Here is a 13,669-nt window from a genome sequence, read left to right as displayed (position 1 = left end):
GAGTGCCCGGTCGGCGGGTCCCAGCGGTACGAAAGTGCCCTCTCACGTCACCAGCGGGAGGTGTTGACCTCGAAGTCCGGCTGGATCGACCGCATGTAGACGGTGTCCTCGCGCCGGCGGACGCCGCAGGAGAGGTACTGCTCGTGCAGCACCCCGAGCATGTCCCGGTCGAGCTCGACGCCGAGCCCCGGCCCGGTGGGCACCGACAGCGCGCCGTCGACGAACGAGAGCACGCCCGGCTTGACGATGTCCTGGGTCTTCCACGGGTAGTGCGTGTCGCACGCGTAGGTCAGCGTCGGCGACGCCGCGGCGAGGTGCGTCATCGCGGCCAGCGAGATCCCGAGGTGGGAGTTGCTGTGCATCGACAGCCCCAGGCCCCAGGTCTCGGTGATCCCGGCGAGCAGCTGCGAGCGGCGCAGGCCGCCCCACAGGTGGTGGTCGGACAGCACGATCTGCACGGCGTCCTTCGCGATCGCGGGCGGCAGGTGCTCCAGCGCGATCACGCACATGTTGGTCGCGAGCGGCACGTCGGTGCCGGCGGACACGGCCGCCATCCCGTCGATGCCGGGGGTGGGGTCCTCGAGGTACTCCACGACCCCGGCCAGGCGCGACGCGACCTTCAGCGAGGTCTCGACCGTCCACGCCCCGTTGGGGTCGAGGCGCAGCGGCAGGTCGGGGAAGGCGTCGCGCAGCGCCTCGATCGCGTCGCACTCCTGCTCCGGCGGCAGCACGCCGCCCTTGAGCTTGAGCGAGCCGAAGCCCCATCCGTCGACCATCCGGTGCGCCTGGTCGACCAGCTGCGACGGCGTCAGCGCCTCGCCCCACTCGTCGTCGGGGGCGCCGGGGTGGCCGGCCCACTTGTAGAACAGGTAGCCGCTGAACGGCACCCGGTCGCGCACCCGGCCGCCGAGGACCTCGCTGACCGACCGCCCGGACTCCTGCCCCTGGAGGTCGATGCACGCGACCTCGAAGGGGGAGTGGACGGTGTCGACGGCGGACCTCACGTCGAGCATGCCGCCGAACGACGCGCCCGCGCCGCCGGTCTCCCGGCCGAGCACGTCGACGACCGTACGCCGCACCGCGGCGAGGTCGAACGGGTCCAGGCCGGGCAGCGCGGAGGCCACCGCCGAGAGCCGCGCGAGGTGTGCCTCGTCGGCGTACGTCTCGCCGAGGCCGAGCAGGCCGGAGTCGGTGTGCACCTCGACGATCGCGCGCAGCGCCCACGGCTGGTGGACCCCGACGACGTTGAGCAGCGGCGGGTCGGCGAACGCGACCGGGGTGACGACGACCCGGGAGATGCAGCTCGTGCTCATGCGCGGCGGGCGGGCTTGACCGCCAGCACGGGCACGTCGAGCTCGAGCAGCAGACGCTGCGCGTCGCTGCCCATGACCAGCTTGCCCACCGGGGAGCGGCGGCGCAGGCCGATGACGACCATCCGGGCGCCGGTGCGCCCGATCACGGCGGAGAACGCCTCGAGGATGTCCGAGCCGTGGTCGGCGTGGTCGACCGCGGCGGTGACGCCGTGCTCGGCGGCCGCCGCGACGATGCGTGCCTCGGCCTCGTCGCCCACCAGGTCGGCGTCGACGGTGCTGCCGCGGCGCGGGCTGTTGAGGATGACGACGTCGTCGCCGTGGGCCGCGGCCTCCGCGATCCCGGCCTCGAGGGCCGCCTCGCCGACGGGGGTGGGGACGTATCCGATCAGGATGGTCATCGCGGTCTCCTCAGACTCCTGCGTGGTCGCGGTCGGGGGTGGTGGTGGCTGGGGCTCGCCGGCGGTCCAGCAGCGTCTTGGCGACCGGCCACGCGGCGACGAGGACGAAGGCGGCGAGGATGGTGCCGGAGATGGGGTCCTTGACGAACCCGGTCGGGTCGCCGTCGTAGATGATCAGCGAGCGGCGGACGTTGTTCTCCAGGATCGCGCCGAGGACGAAGGCGAGCACCATCGGACCGGGCTCGAAGCCGCCCTTCTTCATCAGGTAGCCGATGACGCCGAAGGCGATCATCAAGAAGACGTCGAACGTGGAGTTGTTGAGCGTGTAGGCGCCGAGGATCGTGATCAGGGCCGTGATCGGGGCGAGGATCGCCGGGCGGACCCGGAGGATCCGGACGAAGATGCCGACCAGCGGGATGCTCAGCAGCAGCAGGATCACGTTGCCGACGTACATCGAGTTGACCACGCCCCAGAACAGGTCCGGGTTCTCGTCGACCAGCGCCGGGCTCGGGGTGATGCCCAGGACCAGCAATGCGGCGAAGAGCATCGCCATCGACGCGTTGGCCGGGATGCCGAGGGTGAGCAGCGGGATGAAGGACGACGTGGCGGCGGCGTTGTTCGCGGTCTCGGGAGCGGCGACGCCCTTGATCGAGCCGCGGCCGAACTCCTCGGGGGTCTTGGAGATGCGCTTCTCGGTGGCGTACGCCGCCAGCGACGACATCACCGCACCGCCGCCGGGCAGCACGCCGAGGAAGAAGCCGATGCCGGTGCCGCGGCCGATGGCGGGGGCGGCGACCTTGAGGTCCGCGCGCGAGGGCCAGATGTCGGCGACGGTCGCCGGCACGTGGGGCTTGCCGTGCCGCTCCTCGAGGTTGTGCAGGATCTCGCTGACACCGAAGAGACCCATGGCCACGACGACGAAGTCGATGCCCTGGCTGAGCTCGAGGCTCCCGAACGTGTAGCGCTCCGCGCCGCTGAACTGGTCGCGGCCGACGGTGGCCAGCAGCAGGCCGATCGAGGCGGCGATGAGGGCCTTGATCGGGTGGCCGCTGCCGATGGTGGAGACCAGCAGGACGCCGAGCAGGGCCAGGGCGGCGTACTCCGGCGGACCGAAGTCCACCGCCCAGCCCGCGACGAGCGGCGCGCTGAGGCTGAGCAGGATGATGGAGACGGTGGCGCCGACGAAGCTGCCGATCGCGGCGATGCCCAGCGCGGTGCCGGCCTTGCCCTGCTTGGCGAGGGCGAAGCCGTCGAAGACGGTCACCACCGACGAGGCCTCGCCCGGCAGGCGCAGGAGGACCGAGGTGATGGTGCCGCCGTACTGCGCGCCGTAGTAGACGCCGGCCATCATCACGACGCCCGAGATCGGGTCACCGATCGAGACGACGATCGGCAGCAGGATCGCCATGGTGGCGGCGGGGCCCAGGCCGGGCAGCACGCCGATCAGCATGCCGATGAGGACGCCGATCAGGCAGTAGAGCAGGGTGTCGGGCTGGGCGACGACGGCGAAGCCGTTGAGGAATGCATCCATGGCGGTGTCCTCTCAGAAGGCCAGCAGGTGGGGCAGCGGGATGCTGAGCCCGTAGAGGAACAGGACGTAGAAGACGGCCACCGTGCCGACCGAGACGAGCACGGTGCTGCGCCAGGACTCACCGCCCAGGAAGCGCAGCCAGATGACGCACAGGACCAGCGACGGGATCTCGAACCCGATCAGCGGCATGAGCACACCCAGACCGATGAAGGTGAGCACGCCGACCGCGGGGAGCAGGCTCGAGCGGCTGAAGGAGACGCTGTCCTCGAGCCTGCGCCCCACCACGAGCAGGACGAGCGAGAGCACCGTGATGACCAGCGACATCACGAAGGGCCACAGGCCGGGGCCGGGGCGGCGCAGGCCGTCGAGCCCGTAGTCCAGGGCCAGGACCAGGCCGGCGATCCCGATGGCGAGAGCGACGAGCGCACCGACGGTCTGGTAGACCGGGCCGCCCGGCGGCAGGTCGTCCTCCGAGAGGGTCTCGGCCACCTCGGCCTCGATCTCGTCGAGGATGTCGGGGCCACCTCGTGCGGTGCGCTCGTCGCTCATCGTCGTCCTTCTGCTCTGCTGGTGGTGTGGTGCTGGTGCTGCCGACCGGGTGGGGTCAGCTGGCGTCGCCGAGGTCGATGTCGTACTCCTCGACGAGGGAGGCGTAGCGCTCCTGGTCGGACTTCAGCATCTCGACGATCTCATCGCCGGACACCTCGAGCGGGGTCAGGCTGTTCTGCTCGTTGAAGGCCTGGTAGTCCTCGGTCTCGAAGGTGGCCTGCATGGCGTCCCAGATCGTGTCCTTGACGTCCTGCGGGGTGTCCTTGGGGGTCGTCATGAAGCGGTACTGGTAGACCTCGACGTCGGTGCCCTGCTCGGACGCGGTGGGCACGTCGGGGAGGAAGTCGATGCGCTCGGGCGCGTAGACCGAGAGGGCGGTGAGCTTGCCGTTCTCGATGTTCTCGATCGCCTCACCGGTCTGCAGGCAGGCGGTGTCGACCTGGTTGCCGAGGAGCGCAGTCAGCGCGGGAGCGCCGCCGTCGAAGGGCACGGCCTCGGACTGGATCTCGCCGACCTCGTAGGTCAGGGCACAGGAGAGCTGCGCGCCCGTCCCGACACCGGTGGTGCCGTAGGTGATGCGACGGTCCTCCTTCTTGAGGTCGTCGATGGAGGTCCAGCCGTTGTCGGAGTTGGTGACCAGGACGTAGTCGTCGCGGGAGACGCCGCCCACCACGTCGAAGTCGTCGATGCTGGTGACCTCGTCCTCGGCGACCGCGAGCGGGGTGATGGCGAAGAGGGACGCGTTCTGGATCGAGATGACCGAGCCGTCGTTGTCGGCCGACTTGACCTCGCTCGCGGCCAGTGCGCCGTTGGCGCCCTCGCGGTTGATGACCGGGAACTGCTCGCCGAGCTCCTCGGAGAGGCCGGTGGAGACCGCGCGGCTGATCAGGTCGCTGGAGCCGCCGGCGGAGGCACCGACGTACATCTCGACCGAGCCCGAGGGGTACTCCTCGCCGTCGCCACCACCGGTCGAGGTGGCTACGCCGCCACAGGCGGACAGGGCGATGGCCGCGCCTGACGCGATGGCCACGAGGCTGAGGGTCTGCTTGCGCATGCTGTGCTCCTTGGTTGCGCTGGTGAGGTGCCGCGGTGCGACCCTCCGACTTGATGTGATCACCGACACTAGGTAGGCGCGTCGATGCCCGTCCAAGCCCGATTCGGCATGGAATGATATGCGGCGCGCATCGTCGACTAGTCTGGGGCGGTGATCACGCTCGACCAGGTCCGCTCCTTCGTCGCAGTCGCCGAGGAGCTGCACTTCGGCCGGGCCGCCGAGCGGCTCCAGATGACCCAGCCCCCGCTCTCGCGCCAGATCCAGAAGCTGGAGAAGGCGGTCGGCGCCCAGCTGCTCGAGCGCGACAACCGCCGCGTCGCCCTCACCGGCGCCGGCGCCGCGTTCCTGGACGAGGCCTACCGGCTGCTCAACCTCGTGGAGGGCGCGGGCGACCTGGCCCGCCGCGTGGACGCCGGGGTCGCGGGCGTCGTACGCCTCGGCTTCACCGCAGTCTCGGCGATCTCCGTCCTCGGCCCGCTGCTGCGCCGGCTGACCGCCGAGCTGCCCGACGTCGAGGTGCTGCTCTCCGAGCGTGTCACGCTCGCCCAGGTCGACGGCATCCGCCGCGGCGAGCTCGACATCGGCCTGGCCCGCCCGCCGTTCGACACCTCGCTGCTGTCGTCGCGGGTGATCCAGCGCGAGCCGCTGATGGCCGTCGTGCCCGCCGACCACCCGCTGGCCGCGCTCGACCGGCCGCTGACGCCGCACGACTTCGAGGGCCAGCCCGTCATCGGCTACCACCCGCAGCAGTCGCGCTACTTCCACGAGCTGTCGGTGCGCTTCCTGGCCAACGCCCACCCTCGCATCGAGCAGCGCGTCCACCAGGTGCTCACCGCGATGCTCCTCGTGGCCGCCGACCGCGGCCTCGCGCTGGCCCCCGCGTCGGCCACGTCGCTGCACGTCGAGGGCGTGGTCTTCAAGGACCTCGCCCACGGTGGCGGCGACACCCAGCTCGACGCCGACCCCGAGCGCCCCGTCGAGCTGTACGCCGTGTGGTCGCGGGAGTCCGTGACGCCCGTCGTGCGACGCGTGCTCGACGTGCTCACCCGCGTCGCGGAGTAGCGCCCCTCAGCCGAGGGACCAGCCCATCAGCGCCCGGCCGAACGGAGAGAGCACCCACGCCAGGGTGCCGAGCGCGATCGCCGCGGCCACCAGCGCCGGGCCGGTGCGCCGCAGGTCGCCGGCGGCGATGCCCTGCCGGGTCCGCAGCCCGGCCCACGCCAAGGTGGCGAGCGCGACCGCCGGGTCGAGCAGGAAGGTCGCCATCGCGCCCGTCCGGAACGCGTCCCACGACGGCCCCTGGTCGTGGGGCCACGCCTCGCGCGGGTCCGGGGCGGCGGTGGCGAGCTCGGCGAGCGGGAACCGGTCGAGGTCGTTGACGTAGTAGGGGAGCGCGAAGAACACGGCGTAGGCCCCGGCGCAGGCCAGGGCCAGGAGCAGCGGCGGCCACCCGCTGCGCCACCACCTGCCCCGAACGGTCGGCGCGACGGACACCTCGATGGGGAACGGGGCGGCCGGCGTCGTCACGATCGTGATGGTGGGGCACTCGGGGGCCGAGTCGTCCGGGTTCCGGACGCACGTCCCCACATCCGGTGACCGTGGGGGTGGCACCGGACTGGACCGGCGCGGCCCGGATGACGTCGGGCCGGCTCAGGCGGTGATCGCGTCGCCGTGCAGCCGGCGCTCGACCAGTCGGTCGCGCAGGGTGACCAGCTCGGTGACCGACTCCAGGAAGCGGTGGGTGCTGTCGCCGACCTGGATGTCGTCGAAGTAGTGGTGCCGCATCGCCTGCCGGGCGAGGTGGTGCTCGTCGTGGACCAGACGGTCGGCGAGCAGGTCGGCCAGCCCGTCCACGGTCGACTCGTCGATGACGTCGGCGCACCGGCTGACCGGCACGTCGGCGTGGAAGCGCTCGGGGTCCTGGTGGCGGTCGGTGATCAGGATCGGGGCCTCGGTGCGCAGGTAGAGCCAGTCCAGGCCCACCGAGGACACGTCGGTCACCATCGCGTCGCAGTCCGGCATCACGGCCAGGATGTCGCCGCGCAGCACCGCGGTGTGGCCGGCGTCGGCCTCGCGCTCGGCCGCCGTCGCGATCATGTCCAGGATGGCCAGGTGCGCCTCCTGCACCGCCGGCGTGAGGCTGGTCGTCACCTTGGGGTGCGGCTTGTAGACCAACCGCACGTCGGGGACCGCGAGGATCGCGGCCGCGATCCGGGTCCCGATCGTGTCGAGGGAGGTGTAGTCGTTGTAGCCGGCGTCGCCCTCCCAGGTGGGGGCGTAGAGGACGGTGCGACGCGTGCTCGGCGCGAGCAGCGGCTCCGGGCGCAGGTCGAGCTGCGGCCGGCCGATCCGCACCAGGCGGCTGGTGTCGAAGTCGAGGAGTCCGTCGACGTGGCGTTGCACCGCGGCCTCGCCGGCGACGAGGACGCGGTCGTAGGCCTTGGCGTTGTTGCTCGCCATGGACTGCTTGTCACTCTCGCCGTGGTTGATGTGGGCGTGCAGCATGCGTCCGTCGATCAGCGACTGGAAGTTGAGGATCGAGTTGTTGCAGTAGAGCACCAGCTTGGCGTCGAGCGCGTCGTACAGCTCGGTGAGCTCGGGGAAGCTCGGCGCGAGCAGGACCGGCAGCGTCGTCCGTTCCGCGAGCAGTGCCGCGACGTCCGCGTCCCGCACGACGACGCCCACCGGGTGGAGGTCGTCGAGCACCTCGAGCACCTCCAGCCACTGGACCAGCTGGTAGCTGCGCGTGGGGTCGTCGGCGTAGTAGGCGATGACGTGGACGTCGTTCACGCCCAGATTCTAGTTCTCCAGAAGTCGTCATGGACGTCTTGACAGATTCTGGAGCATGTCTGAGGACTGCTCACTATGCTGGGCCGTCGAAGGCGGACGTGTCGAGGGATCGACGCTGGATGGGAGTCGGTGTGGTGCACTCCCGTGCGCGCGGCACGGGCGTCGAGGACTCGTGGTCCGACGCGCCGACGCGCGCCTCCCTGCAGGTGCTCGCCGAGGGCGCGGCCGCGCTGGCCGGTTTCGCCCGGTCGGCGATCAGCGTGCGTCGCGGCGACTCCCTCGAGCTGGTCGCCGCGTCCGGGGCCGAGCTCGCCGACATGGTCGGCACTCGGCTCCCGGTCGAGGTGCTGGAGAAGGAGCTGCAGAAGGCCGACGAGTGGGGCGACCTGCGCTTCGTCCCGCACGACCGCGTCGGCGAGGAGGTCCTCGACTACAGCCACGTCCCAGACCTCCAGCCGGTCAGTGGCCCCGACGGCTGGCACCCGCTCGACCTGCTGGCCGCCCCGCTGTTCGACGCGGACGGTGAGCTCCGCGGCCTGCTCACCGTCGACGCGCCGGTGGACGGCCGGCGTCCCGGTCCGCAGCAGCGCGAGGTCCTGGCGAGGTACGCCGAGGTGGCCCGCAGCTCGGTCATCCTCGCCCTCGACCGCGAGGAGCTCGGCGAGCGCGTGCGGATGGCGACCGAGGCGCGCGAGATGGTGCGCCGGGCGATGGGCGAGCCGTCGCTGGAGCGGGTGATCGAGGCCTGCCGCGCCGCGGTGGTCTCCTCCTTCGACGCGGTCGGCATGTGGCTCTCGGCCTTCGAGACCGACGGCAGCACGTCGAGCACGTGGTTCGCCGAGGGCGGACAGGACCGTCCCGTGCTGGACGCGTTCGACGACGTGCTGTTCGACCTCGCGCACCGCTACTGGGCCGACCAGTACGTCGCGCACTTCTCCGTCGGCCGCAGCGAGCACCCCGGCCTGGAGCCCGAGGACGCCCGCGCGATGCTCGACTTCCTCGACGGCATCCACATCGGCTCGATCCTCTTCGTCCCGCTGGGCGCGGGCCTGGAGTGCCTCGGGTTCCTGGCGCTCTCCCGGGTCTCCGACGACCCGGTCTGGACGCAGGTGGAGTACGACGCCGCGCTCGACATCGGCCGCGACCTCGGCCGGGCGGTGGCCAACGCCCGCCAGCGCGACCAGGAGCGTGCGGTCGTCGACCGGCTGCGCGAGCTCGACGGCTACCGCGCCGGGCTCGTCAGCACGGTCGCCCACGAGCTGCGCAACCCGCTCACCTCCGTCGTCGGCAACCTCGAGCTCCTCGAGGACGAGGACCTCACCGACCGCGGCCGCCGGTCGGTGGAGTCGGCGGTGCGCGGCGCCCGGCGCATCGAGGGGGTCATCGACGACCTGCTCACCGCGGCGCACGTCTCCGACCCCGCAGCCGGGTTCCACCCCGAGCCGGTCGACCTGGACCGGGTCGTGAAGGACGTGCAGGACGAGTGCGCCCATGCCGCGGCGGCCCGCTCGGTGACGATCGGCACCGGGCTGCCGGCCGTCCCGGTCCGCGTGGCCGGCCACCCCGACGAGCTGCACCGGATGCTGGCCAACCTGGTGAGCAACGCTGTGAAGTACTCCGACGAGGGCGGCTCGGTGACCGTCGACCTGGCCGCCGACGGCGAGCACGCGACGCTCCGGGTCACCGATCGCGGGCTGGGCATCTCCGAGTCCGACCAGCGCGAGCTGTTCCGCGAGTTCTTCCGCTCCAGCAACCCCGAGGCGCTGGCCCGCCCCGGCAGCGGCCTGGGCCTGGTCATCGTCGACCGGATCGTCCGGCGCCACGGCGGTCGCATCGCGGTCGACTCCGGGCTCGGCGAGGGCACGACGGTCACCGTCACCCTCCCCCTCGGGGGCTGAGGCGCCGGCCCCTGCCGTGCCACGATCTCCCCATGGCCGAGCACGCCTTCGACGCCGAGGTCTGGGAGCACTCGCCCGACGAGCCCGGTTCCTGGCACTTCCTGACCGTGCCGGGTGACGTCTCCGACGACATCAGGGTCGAGGCCGGCCCACCCGAGGGGTTCGGCAGCGTCCGGGTCGTCGTGACCGTCGGTTCCTCGACCTGGCGCACCTCGTTGTTCCCTGACGCGAAGATCGGTTGCTACGTCCTGCCCCTCAAGAAGGCGGTGCGCCGCGCCGAGGGCCTGCACGCCGGCGACACCTGCCACGTCGTCCTCGACCTCGACCGCGGGGCCGATCCGGGCGCTGCGACCTGAGTCCCGCGCGGACCCCTCAGCACACCTGGGCGTAGCCCTCGCGGTAGCTCGGGCGGCTCGGCGCCCACCCCGTCGCCCGCAGCCGGGCGTTGGAGAGCCGCTTGCCGTGGCCCCGGGCCGGGTCGGCGGCCGGCGGCACGGGGGCGCCCAGGCGTGCGGCGAGGTACGCCGCCACCTCGCCCAGCTGGGCGGGCTCGTCGTCGGTCCCGAGGTAGAGCCCCTCGGGCTCGTCGGCGCGCGTCAGCAGGTGGACGACGGCCGCGGCGGCGTCCTCGCGGTGGATGCGGTTGGTCCAGCGGTGCGGGTCGGTGACCCGCCCCTCGCGCACCATGTCGAGCAGGCGCGTGCTCGACCCGCCGTACAGGCCCGAGAGCCGCAGCACGGTGCCGCCCGGCAGCCGGTCGTGGAACAGCTCCTCGGCCTCCACCAGCGCGCGGCCCGGTCCGTCGGACGGACGCGGGGGAGCCGTCTCGTCCTCGAGCGGCGGGAGGTCCCGGCTCGCGTGGACCGCGGTCGAGGACACCAGGACGGCGTGCTCCGGATCGGTCCCCGTCGCGGCGAGCGCGTCGAGCGCGCGCCGCATCCCCTCGACATACGTCGCCCGGTAGGACTCCTCGGTCCGCGGCCGCGCGGTGAGCGCGACCACGACGTACCGGGCACGGAGGTCGGCGAGGTCCGGCACCTCCCGCGAGAGGTCGACGGAGAGCCCGCGCAGCGGGGCGGGCACCCTCCCGGCGTTGCGGCGCAGCGCGAGCACGTCGTGCCCGAGCCCGGCCAGCCGCAGCCCGACCGCCGAGCCGAGGTCACCACAGCCGACGAGCAGCACGTCCGAGGTCATGCGCCGAACGCTAGCCCGCCCGACCCGTGGACGCGCCGCCGTCGGAGTGCCACCGTGGACACATGACGCGCACGGTCGACGCCGACTACCTCGTGGTGGGGGCCGGCGCCACGGGGATGGCGTTCACGGACGCCCTGGTCGACCACTCCGACGCCCGGGTCCTGCTGGTCGACCGCCGCCACGGAGCCGGCGGGCACTGGCTCGAGGCCTACCCGTTCGTCCGGCTGCACCAGTCCTCCGCGTTCTACGGCGTCGCCTCGACGCTCCTCGGCGGCGGCCGGCTGCAGGAGCGCGGCCCCGAGAAGGGCCTGCAGGAGCGCGCCACCCAGGCCGAGATCGTCGCCTACTACGCGCGGGTGCTCGACCGCCTCGTCGACACGGGCCGGGTCGAGCTCCTGCCCAACAGCGAGTACGACGGCGACCGCACCATCACCTCCCGGATCTCCGGCGAGACCGTCCGGGTGCCCGACCGCTGCCGGATCGTCAACGCGCACTACCTCGCGCCGAGCATCCCCGCGGAGAAGCCGCCGCCCTTCGGCGTCGGCGACGGCGCCCGTGTCCTACCGGTCAACGACCTCGCGCGCCTCGAGGAGGCGCCCAGCCAGTACGTCGTCGTGGGAGCGGGCAAGACCGCCACCGACGCGTGCGTCTGGCTGCTGGGTCGCGGCGTGGACCCGGACGCGATCTGCTGGGTGCGCCCGCGCGAGCCGTGGATGTTCAACCGGGCGCTCATCCAGCCCGACCTCCCGATCTTCCTGGGCATGGCGGCGGACCTGATGCAGTCGGCCGCCGAGGCGGCCTCGCTCGAGGACCTGTTCCTGCGGCTCGAGGAGCACGGGATCATGCTCCGCATCGACCGGTCCGTGATGCCGACCATGGCCAAGACGCCGACGCTGGCGACGTGGGAGCTCGACCAGCTGCGCACCATCGAGGACGTCGTACGCCGCGGGCACGTCGAGTCGGTCAGCCGCGGCAAGCTCGCCCTCGCCGGCGGGACGGTCGGCATCGCGGACGATGCCCTGGTCGTCCACTGTGCGGCCGACGGCCTCAAGTACCCACCCCTCGTCCCGGTGTGGCGCCCGCAGGACATCACCCTCCAGCCGATCCGGGCCGGCTTCCCGTGCTTCGGCGCGGCCCTCATCGGGTACGTCGAGGCCACCCGCGACGACGACGACGAGAAGAACCGGCTGTGCCCGCCGTCCAACTACGGCGACTCGATGGCGCAGTGGGCCGAGATGAACGTCCGCGGCACCCGCGCCACCATGTCCTTCATCTCCGAGAAGGACATCAAGCAGTGGTCCGACACGACGGCGCTCAACCCCACCCGCGTCCGGCCCGACCAGGAGCCGTCCGCCGCGCTCGACGACGCCGTGGCCCGGGTCATGACGCACACCGGGCCGGCCGTGGCCCGCCTCGAGCAGCTGATGTGAGACACACGCTCACGTCACCGTCGGCGGCGCGACGAGGTCCTCGCCCTCCACGACCCGTCGGCACACGTCGTGGATCGACAGGTGGTGGGAGCGCGCATAGGTGCGCAGCGAGGCGAAGGCGTCGTCGGGGGTGACCCCGTCGCGGCCGACGAGGTAGCCCTTGGCGAGCTCGATCACCAGCCTGGACTGGAGGGCGGTCTCGAGCTGCCGCGCCCGCAGCTCGGCCTGCTCCTGCACCACCCGGGCGGGGCTGGGACGCATGTTGCACACCACGCCGCGCACGGAGGGATCGTCGAGCAGGTTGGTGAAGGCGATCTCCGCCCACCGCCAGTCGTGCCACGCCTGCACCCGGACCTCGGCGGGCGGGTGGACCCCCGGGTGGGCGACGACGTCCTCGAGCAGGACGGCCAGGTCGGGGCGGTCCTCCTCGTGCAGCAGCGGGACGATGGAGCTGCCGACCAGGGTGTCCTGCTCCCAGCCGAACAGCAGCTCCACCGCCGGGCTGGCGTAGGTGATCACGGCGTCGCTGCTCAGCAGCAGCGCCGCGTCGGTCGAGCGCTCCAGGAGCGGACGGAGCGCGGAGCCGAGGTTGGTGGAGACCCCGACGATGCCCACGAGGCTCCCGTCGCGGTAGATGCCCGCGTCGGTCACCAGCGCGGGGAACAGGCTGCCGTCCTTGCGGCGTACCGGGAACCCGCCCGACCACGCGGTCCCGTCCCGCAGCGCGGCCATGATCTCGGCACCGACCTCCTGGGCCACCTCGGGGATCGCCAGCGTGGCGATGTTGCGGCCGACCGCCTCCTGCGCAGTCCACCCGTAGAGCCGCTCGGCGGCCGGGTTCCAGTAGACGACCACGCCGCCGGGATCGGTCGTGATCACCGCCTGGCCGATGGCGTCGAGCTGCTCCGCGGCGCTGATGTGGTGGGTTGCGGTCATGCATCCATCGTGCAGAGCCGGGACCGCCCGACATCAGGGTCGAAAGGCAGTGACGTCCGGGACGTCCCCCGTGGCGTCCCGGACGCCGGCTCAGGAGCTGCCGAGGGCGCGGGCCGCATGCACGGCGGACGTGTAGCGCCACCTCGGTGCAGTCGAGGTGGCCGTCGCCGGTGGTCGCGGGACCTGGTTCGGGAGGTGTCCCACGACCGTGCTGCGGCGCCGCGCCCCGTCCCCCTCCCCGGCGTCCTCACCCGCCTCGACGATGTCGGAGCGGAGGCGCTTCTCGAGCCAGCGGACCATGGCCCGGGTGTCCGGCGTGACGTGTCCCTGGCAGACGCCCTTGACCAGGGCGTGCGCGACCTCGTGCAGGGTGACCTCGGCCTCCCGCGCCCAGGCGACCATGGCGCCGAGCGACTCGTAGGAGCCGACTCCGTAGCGGAGCATGAGCGCTCCCTTGGCCTGCTCGACGACGGCGACGTCCGACACGGTGTCAGTCATGGGTCGGGGTCGCGATCGCCTGGAAGCGGTACGGCGTGCGCGCAGGGGTCCGCTGGGTCGGAGGCATGTGCCACCCTC

At 72.3% G+C, this 13,669-nt stretch carries 14 protein-coding genes; 4 read left to right on the top strand and 10 right to left on the bottom strand.

The features are described from left to right. Positions 1 to 47: 47 nt before the first annotated feature. From DAI17_RS13605 to DAI17_RS13585, 5 genes are read right to left on the bottom strand one after another with little or no spacing between them, the layout of a single operon-like run. A complete protein-coding gene (locus DAI17_RS13605; RefSeq protein WP_107773731.1) occupies positions 48 to 1,313 on the bottom strand; it encodes a glucarate dehydratase family protein in 1,266 nt (421 codons plus the stop codon). Further along, complete coding sequence (locus tag DAI17_RS13600; protein WP_107773730.1) at positions 1,310 to 1,711, bottom strand: universal stress protein; 402 nt, start codon at positions 1,709 to 1,711, stop codon at positions 1,310 to 1,312. The genes DAI17_RS13605 and DAI17_RS13600 overlap by 4 nt, the downstream gene beginning before the upstream one ends. Before the next feature lie 10 nt (positions 1,712 to 1,721). Next, on the bottom strand, positions 1,722 to 3,242 hold the full coding sequence (locus DAI17_RS13595) for a tripartite tricarboxylate transporter permease (protein WP_107773729.1): 1,521 nt from the start codon (positions 3,240 to 3,242) through the stop codon (positions 1,722 to 1,724). A 12-nt stretch (positions 3,243 to 3,254) separates the two neighbouring features. Beyond that, positions 3,255 to 3,791 (bottom strand): tripartite tricarboxylate transporter TctB family protein, encoded by a 537-nt coding sequence (locus tag DAI17_RS13590; RefSeq protein ID WP_107773728.1) that lies wholly within the window; start codon positions 3,789 to 3,791, stop codon positions 3,255 to 3,257. A 55-nt stretch (positions 3,792 to 3,846) separates the two neighbouring features. After that, entirely contained in the window at positions 3,847 to 4,845 is a 999-nt protein-coding gene (locus tag DAI17_RS13585; RefSeq protein ID WP_107773727.1) for a Bug family tripartite tricarboxylate transporter substrate binding protein, read from the bottom strand. Positions 4,846 to 4,995: 150 nt separating this feature from the next. On the opposite strand from DAI17_RS13585, the gene DAI17_RS13580 reads away from it, so the two are divergent. Next, a complete protein-coding gene (locus tag DAI17_RS13580) occupies positions 4,996 to 5,907 on the top strand; it encodes a LysR family transcriptional regulator (protein WP_107773726.1) in 912 nt (303 codons plus the stop codon). 6 nt (positions 5,908 to 5,913) lie between these two features. Here the strand turns inward: DAI17_RS13580 and DAI17_RS13575 are convergent, their stop codons facing one another. Both DAI17_RS13575 and DAI17_RS13570 read right to left on the bottom strand, forming a co-directional pair. Further along, a complete protein-coding gene (locus tag DAI17_RS13575) occupies positions 5,914 to 6,372 on the bottom strand; it encodes a hypothetical protein (protein ID WP_159081540.1) in 459 nt (152 codons plus the stop codon). Between the two features lie 123 nt (positions 6,373 to 6,495). Then, positions 6,496 to 7,635: a CDP-glycerol glycerophosphotransferase family protein gene (locus tag DAI17_RS13570; protein WP_107773724.1), complete on the bottom strand. Its 1,140-nt coding sequence runs from the start codon at positions 7,633 to 7,635 to the stop codon at positions 6,496 to 6,498. Positions 7,636 to 7,754: 119 nt separating this feature from the next. Here DAI17_RS13570 and DAI17_RS13565 point away from each other — a divergent pair, with 119 nt between their 5' ends. Then, a complete protein-coding gene (locus tag DAI17_RS13565; RefSeq protein ID WP_107773723.1) occupies positions 7,755 to 9,533 on the top strand; it encodes a sensor histidine kinase in 1,779 nt (592 codons plus the stop codon). A gap of 32 nt (positions 9,534 to 9,565) precedes the next feature. Then, complete coding sequence (locus DAI17_RS13560) at positions 9,566 to 9,889, top strand: DUF1905 domain-containing protein (RefSeq protein WP_107773722.1); 324 nt, start codon at positions 9,566 to 9,568, stop codon at positions 9,887 to 9,889. A gap of 16 nt (positions 9,890 to 9,905) precedes the next feature. Here the strand turns inward: DAI17_RS13560 and DAI17_RS13555 are convergent, their stop codons facing one another. Beyond that, the gene (locus tag DAI17_RS13555; protein WP_107773721.1) at positions 9,906 to 10,727 is read right to left on the bottom strand and encodes a Rossmann-fold NAD(P)-binding domain-containing protein; all 822 of its coding nucleotides are present in this window, start codon (positions 10,725 to 10,727) and stop codon (positions 9,906 to 9,908) included. Between the two features lie 62 nt (positions 10,728 to 10,789). Here DAI17_RS13555 and DAI17_RS13550 point away from each other — a divergent pair, with 62 nt between their 5' ends. Then, positions 10,790 to 12,157 (top strand): NAD(P)-binding protein, encoded by a 1,368-nt coding sequence (locus tag DAI17_RS13550; RefSeq protein WP_107773720.1) that lies wholly within the window; start codon positions 10,790 to 10,792, stop codon positions 12,155 to 12,157. Positions 12,158 to 12,166: 9 nt separating this feature from the next. Here the strand turns inward: DAI17_RS13550 and DAI17_RS13545 are convergent, their stop codons facing one another. Both DAI17_RS13545 and DAI17_RS21005 read right to left on the bottom strand, forming a co-directional pair. After that, positions 12,167 to 13,093: a PAS domain S-box protein gene (locus DAI17_RS13545; RefSeq protein ID WP_107773719.1), complete on the bottom strand. Its 927-nt coding sequence runs from the start codon at positions 13,091 to 13,093 to the stop codon at positions 12,167 to 12,169. Positions 13,094 to 13,183: 90 nt separating this feature from the next. Then, a complete protein-coding gene (locus DAI17_RS21005; RefSeq protein ID WP_159081539.1) occupies positions 13,184 to 13,591 on the bottom strand; it encodes an ANTAR domain-containing protein in 408 nt (135 codons plus the stop codon). Between the last annotated feature and the right edge of the window lie 78 nt (positions 13,592 to 13,669).

Source organism: Nocardioides sediminis (assembly GCF_003047295.1).
GTDB classification, from domain to species: domain Bacteria; phylum Actinomycetota; class Actinomycetes; order Propionibacteriales; family Nocardioidaceae; genus Nocardioides; species Nocardioides sediminis.
The sequence above is the reverse complement of the archived record's forward strand: the minus strand, read 5'-3'. Positions and strand labels throughout refer to the sequence as shown.

Excerpts from the sequence above, each read along its gene's own strand:
- DAI17_RS13560 (WP_107773722.1), top strand. The coding sequence starts at position 9,566 with ATGGCCGAGCACGCCTTCGACGCCGAGGTCTGGGAGCACTCGCCCGAC.
- DAI17_RS13595 (WP_107773729.1), bottom strand. The coding sequence starts at position 3,242 with ATGGATGCATTCCTCAACGGCTTCGCCGTCGTCGCCCAGCCCGACACC.
- DAI17_RS13565 (WP_107773723.1), top strand. The coding sequence starts at position 7,755 with ATGGGAGTCGGTGTGGTGCACTCCCGTGCGCGCGGCACGGGCGTCGAG.
- DAI17_RS13550 (WP_107773720.1), top strand. The coding sequence starts at position 10,790 with ATGACGCGCACGGTCGACGCCGACTACCTCGTGGTGGGGGCCGGCGCC.
- DAI17_RS13590 (WP_107773728.1), bottom strand. The coding sequence starts at position 3,791 with ATGAGCGACGAGCGCACCGCACGAGGTGGCCCCGACATCCTCGACGAG.
- DAI17_RS13555 (WP_107773721.1), bottom strand. The coding sequence starts at position 10,727 with ATGACCTCGGACGTGCTGCTCGTCGGCTGTGGTGACCTCGGCTCGGCG.
- DAI17_RS13605 (WP_107773731.1), bottom strand. The coding sequence starts at position 1,313 with ATGAGCACGAGCTGCATCTCCCGGGTCGTCGTCACCCCGGTCGCGTTC.
- DAI17_RS13600 (WP_107773730.1), bottom strand. The coding sequence starts at position 1,711 with ATGACCATCCTGATCGGATACGTCCCCACCCCCGTCGGCGAGGCGGCC.
- DAI17_RS13585 (WP_107773727.1), bottom strand. The coding sequence starts at position 4,845 with ATGCGCAAGCAGACCCTCAGCCTCGTGGCCATCGCGTCAGGCGCGGCC.
- DAI17_RS13545 (WP_107773719.1), bottom strand. The coding sequence starts at position 13,093 with ATGACCGCAACCCACCACATCAGCGCCGCGGAGCAGCTCGACGCCATC.
- DAI17_RS21005 (WP_159081539.1), bottom strand. The coding sequence starts at position 13,591 with ATGACTGACACCGTGTCGGACGTCGCCGTCGTCGAGCAGGCCAAGGGA.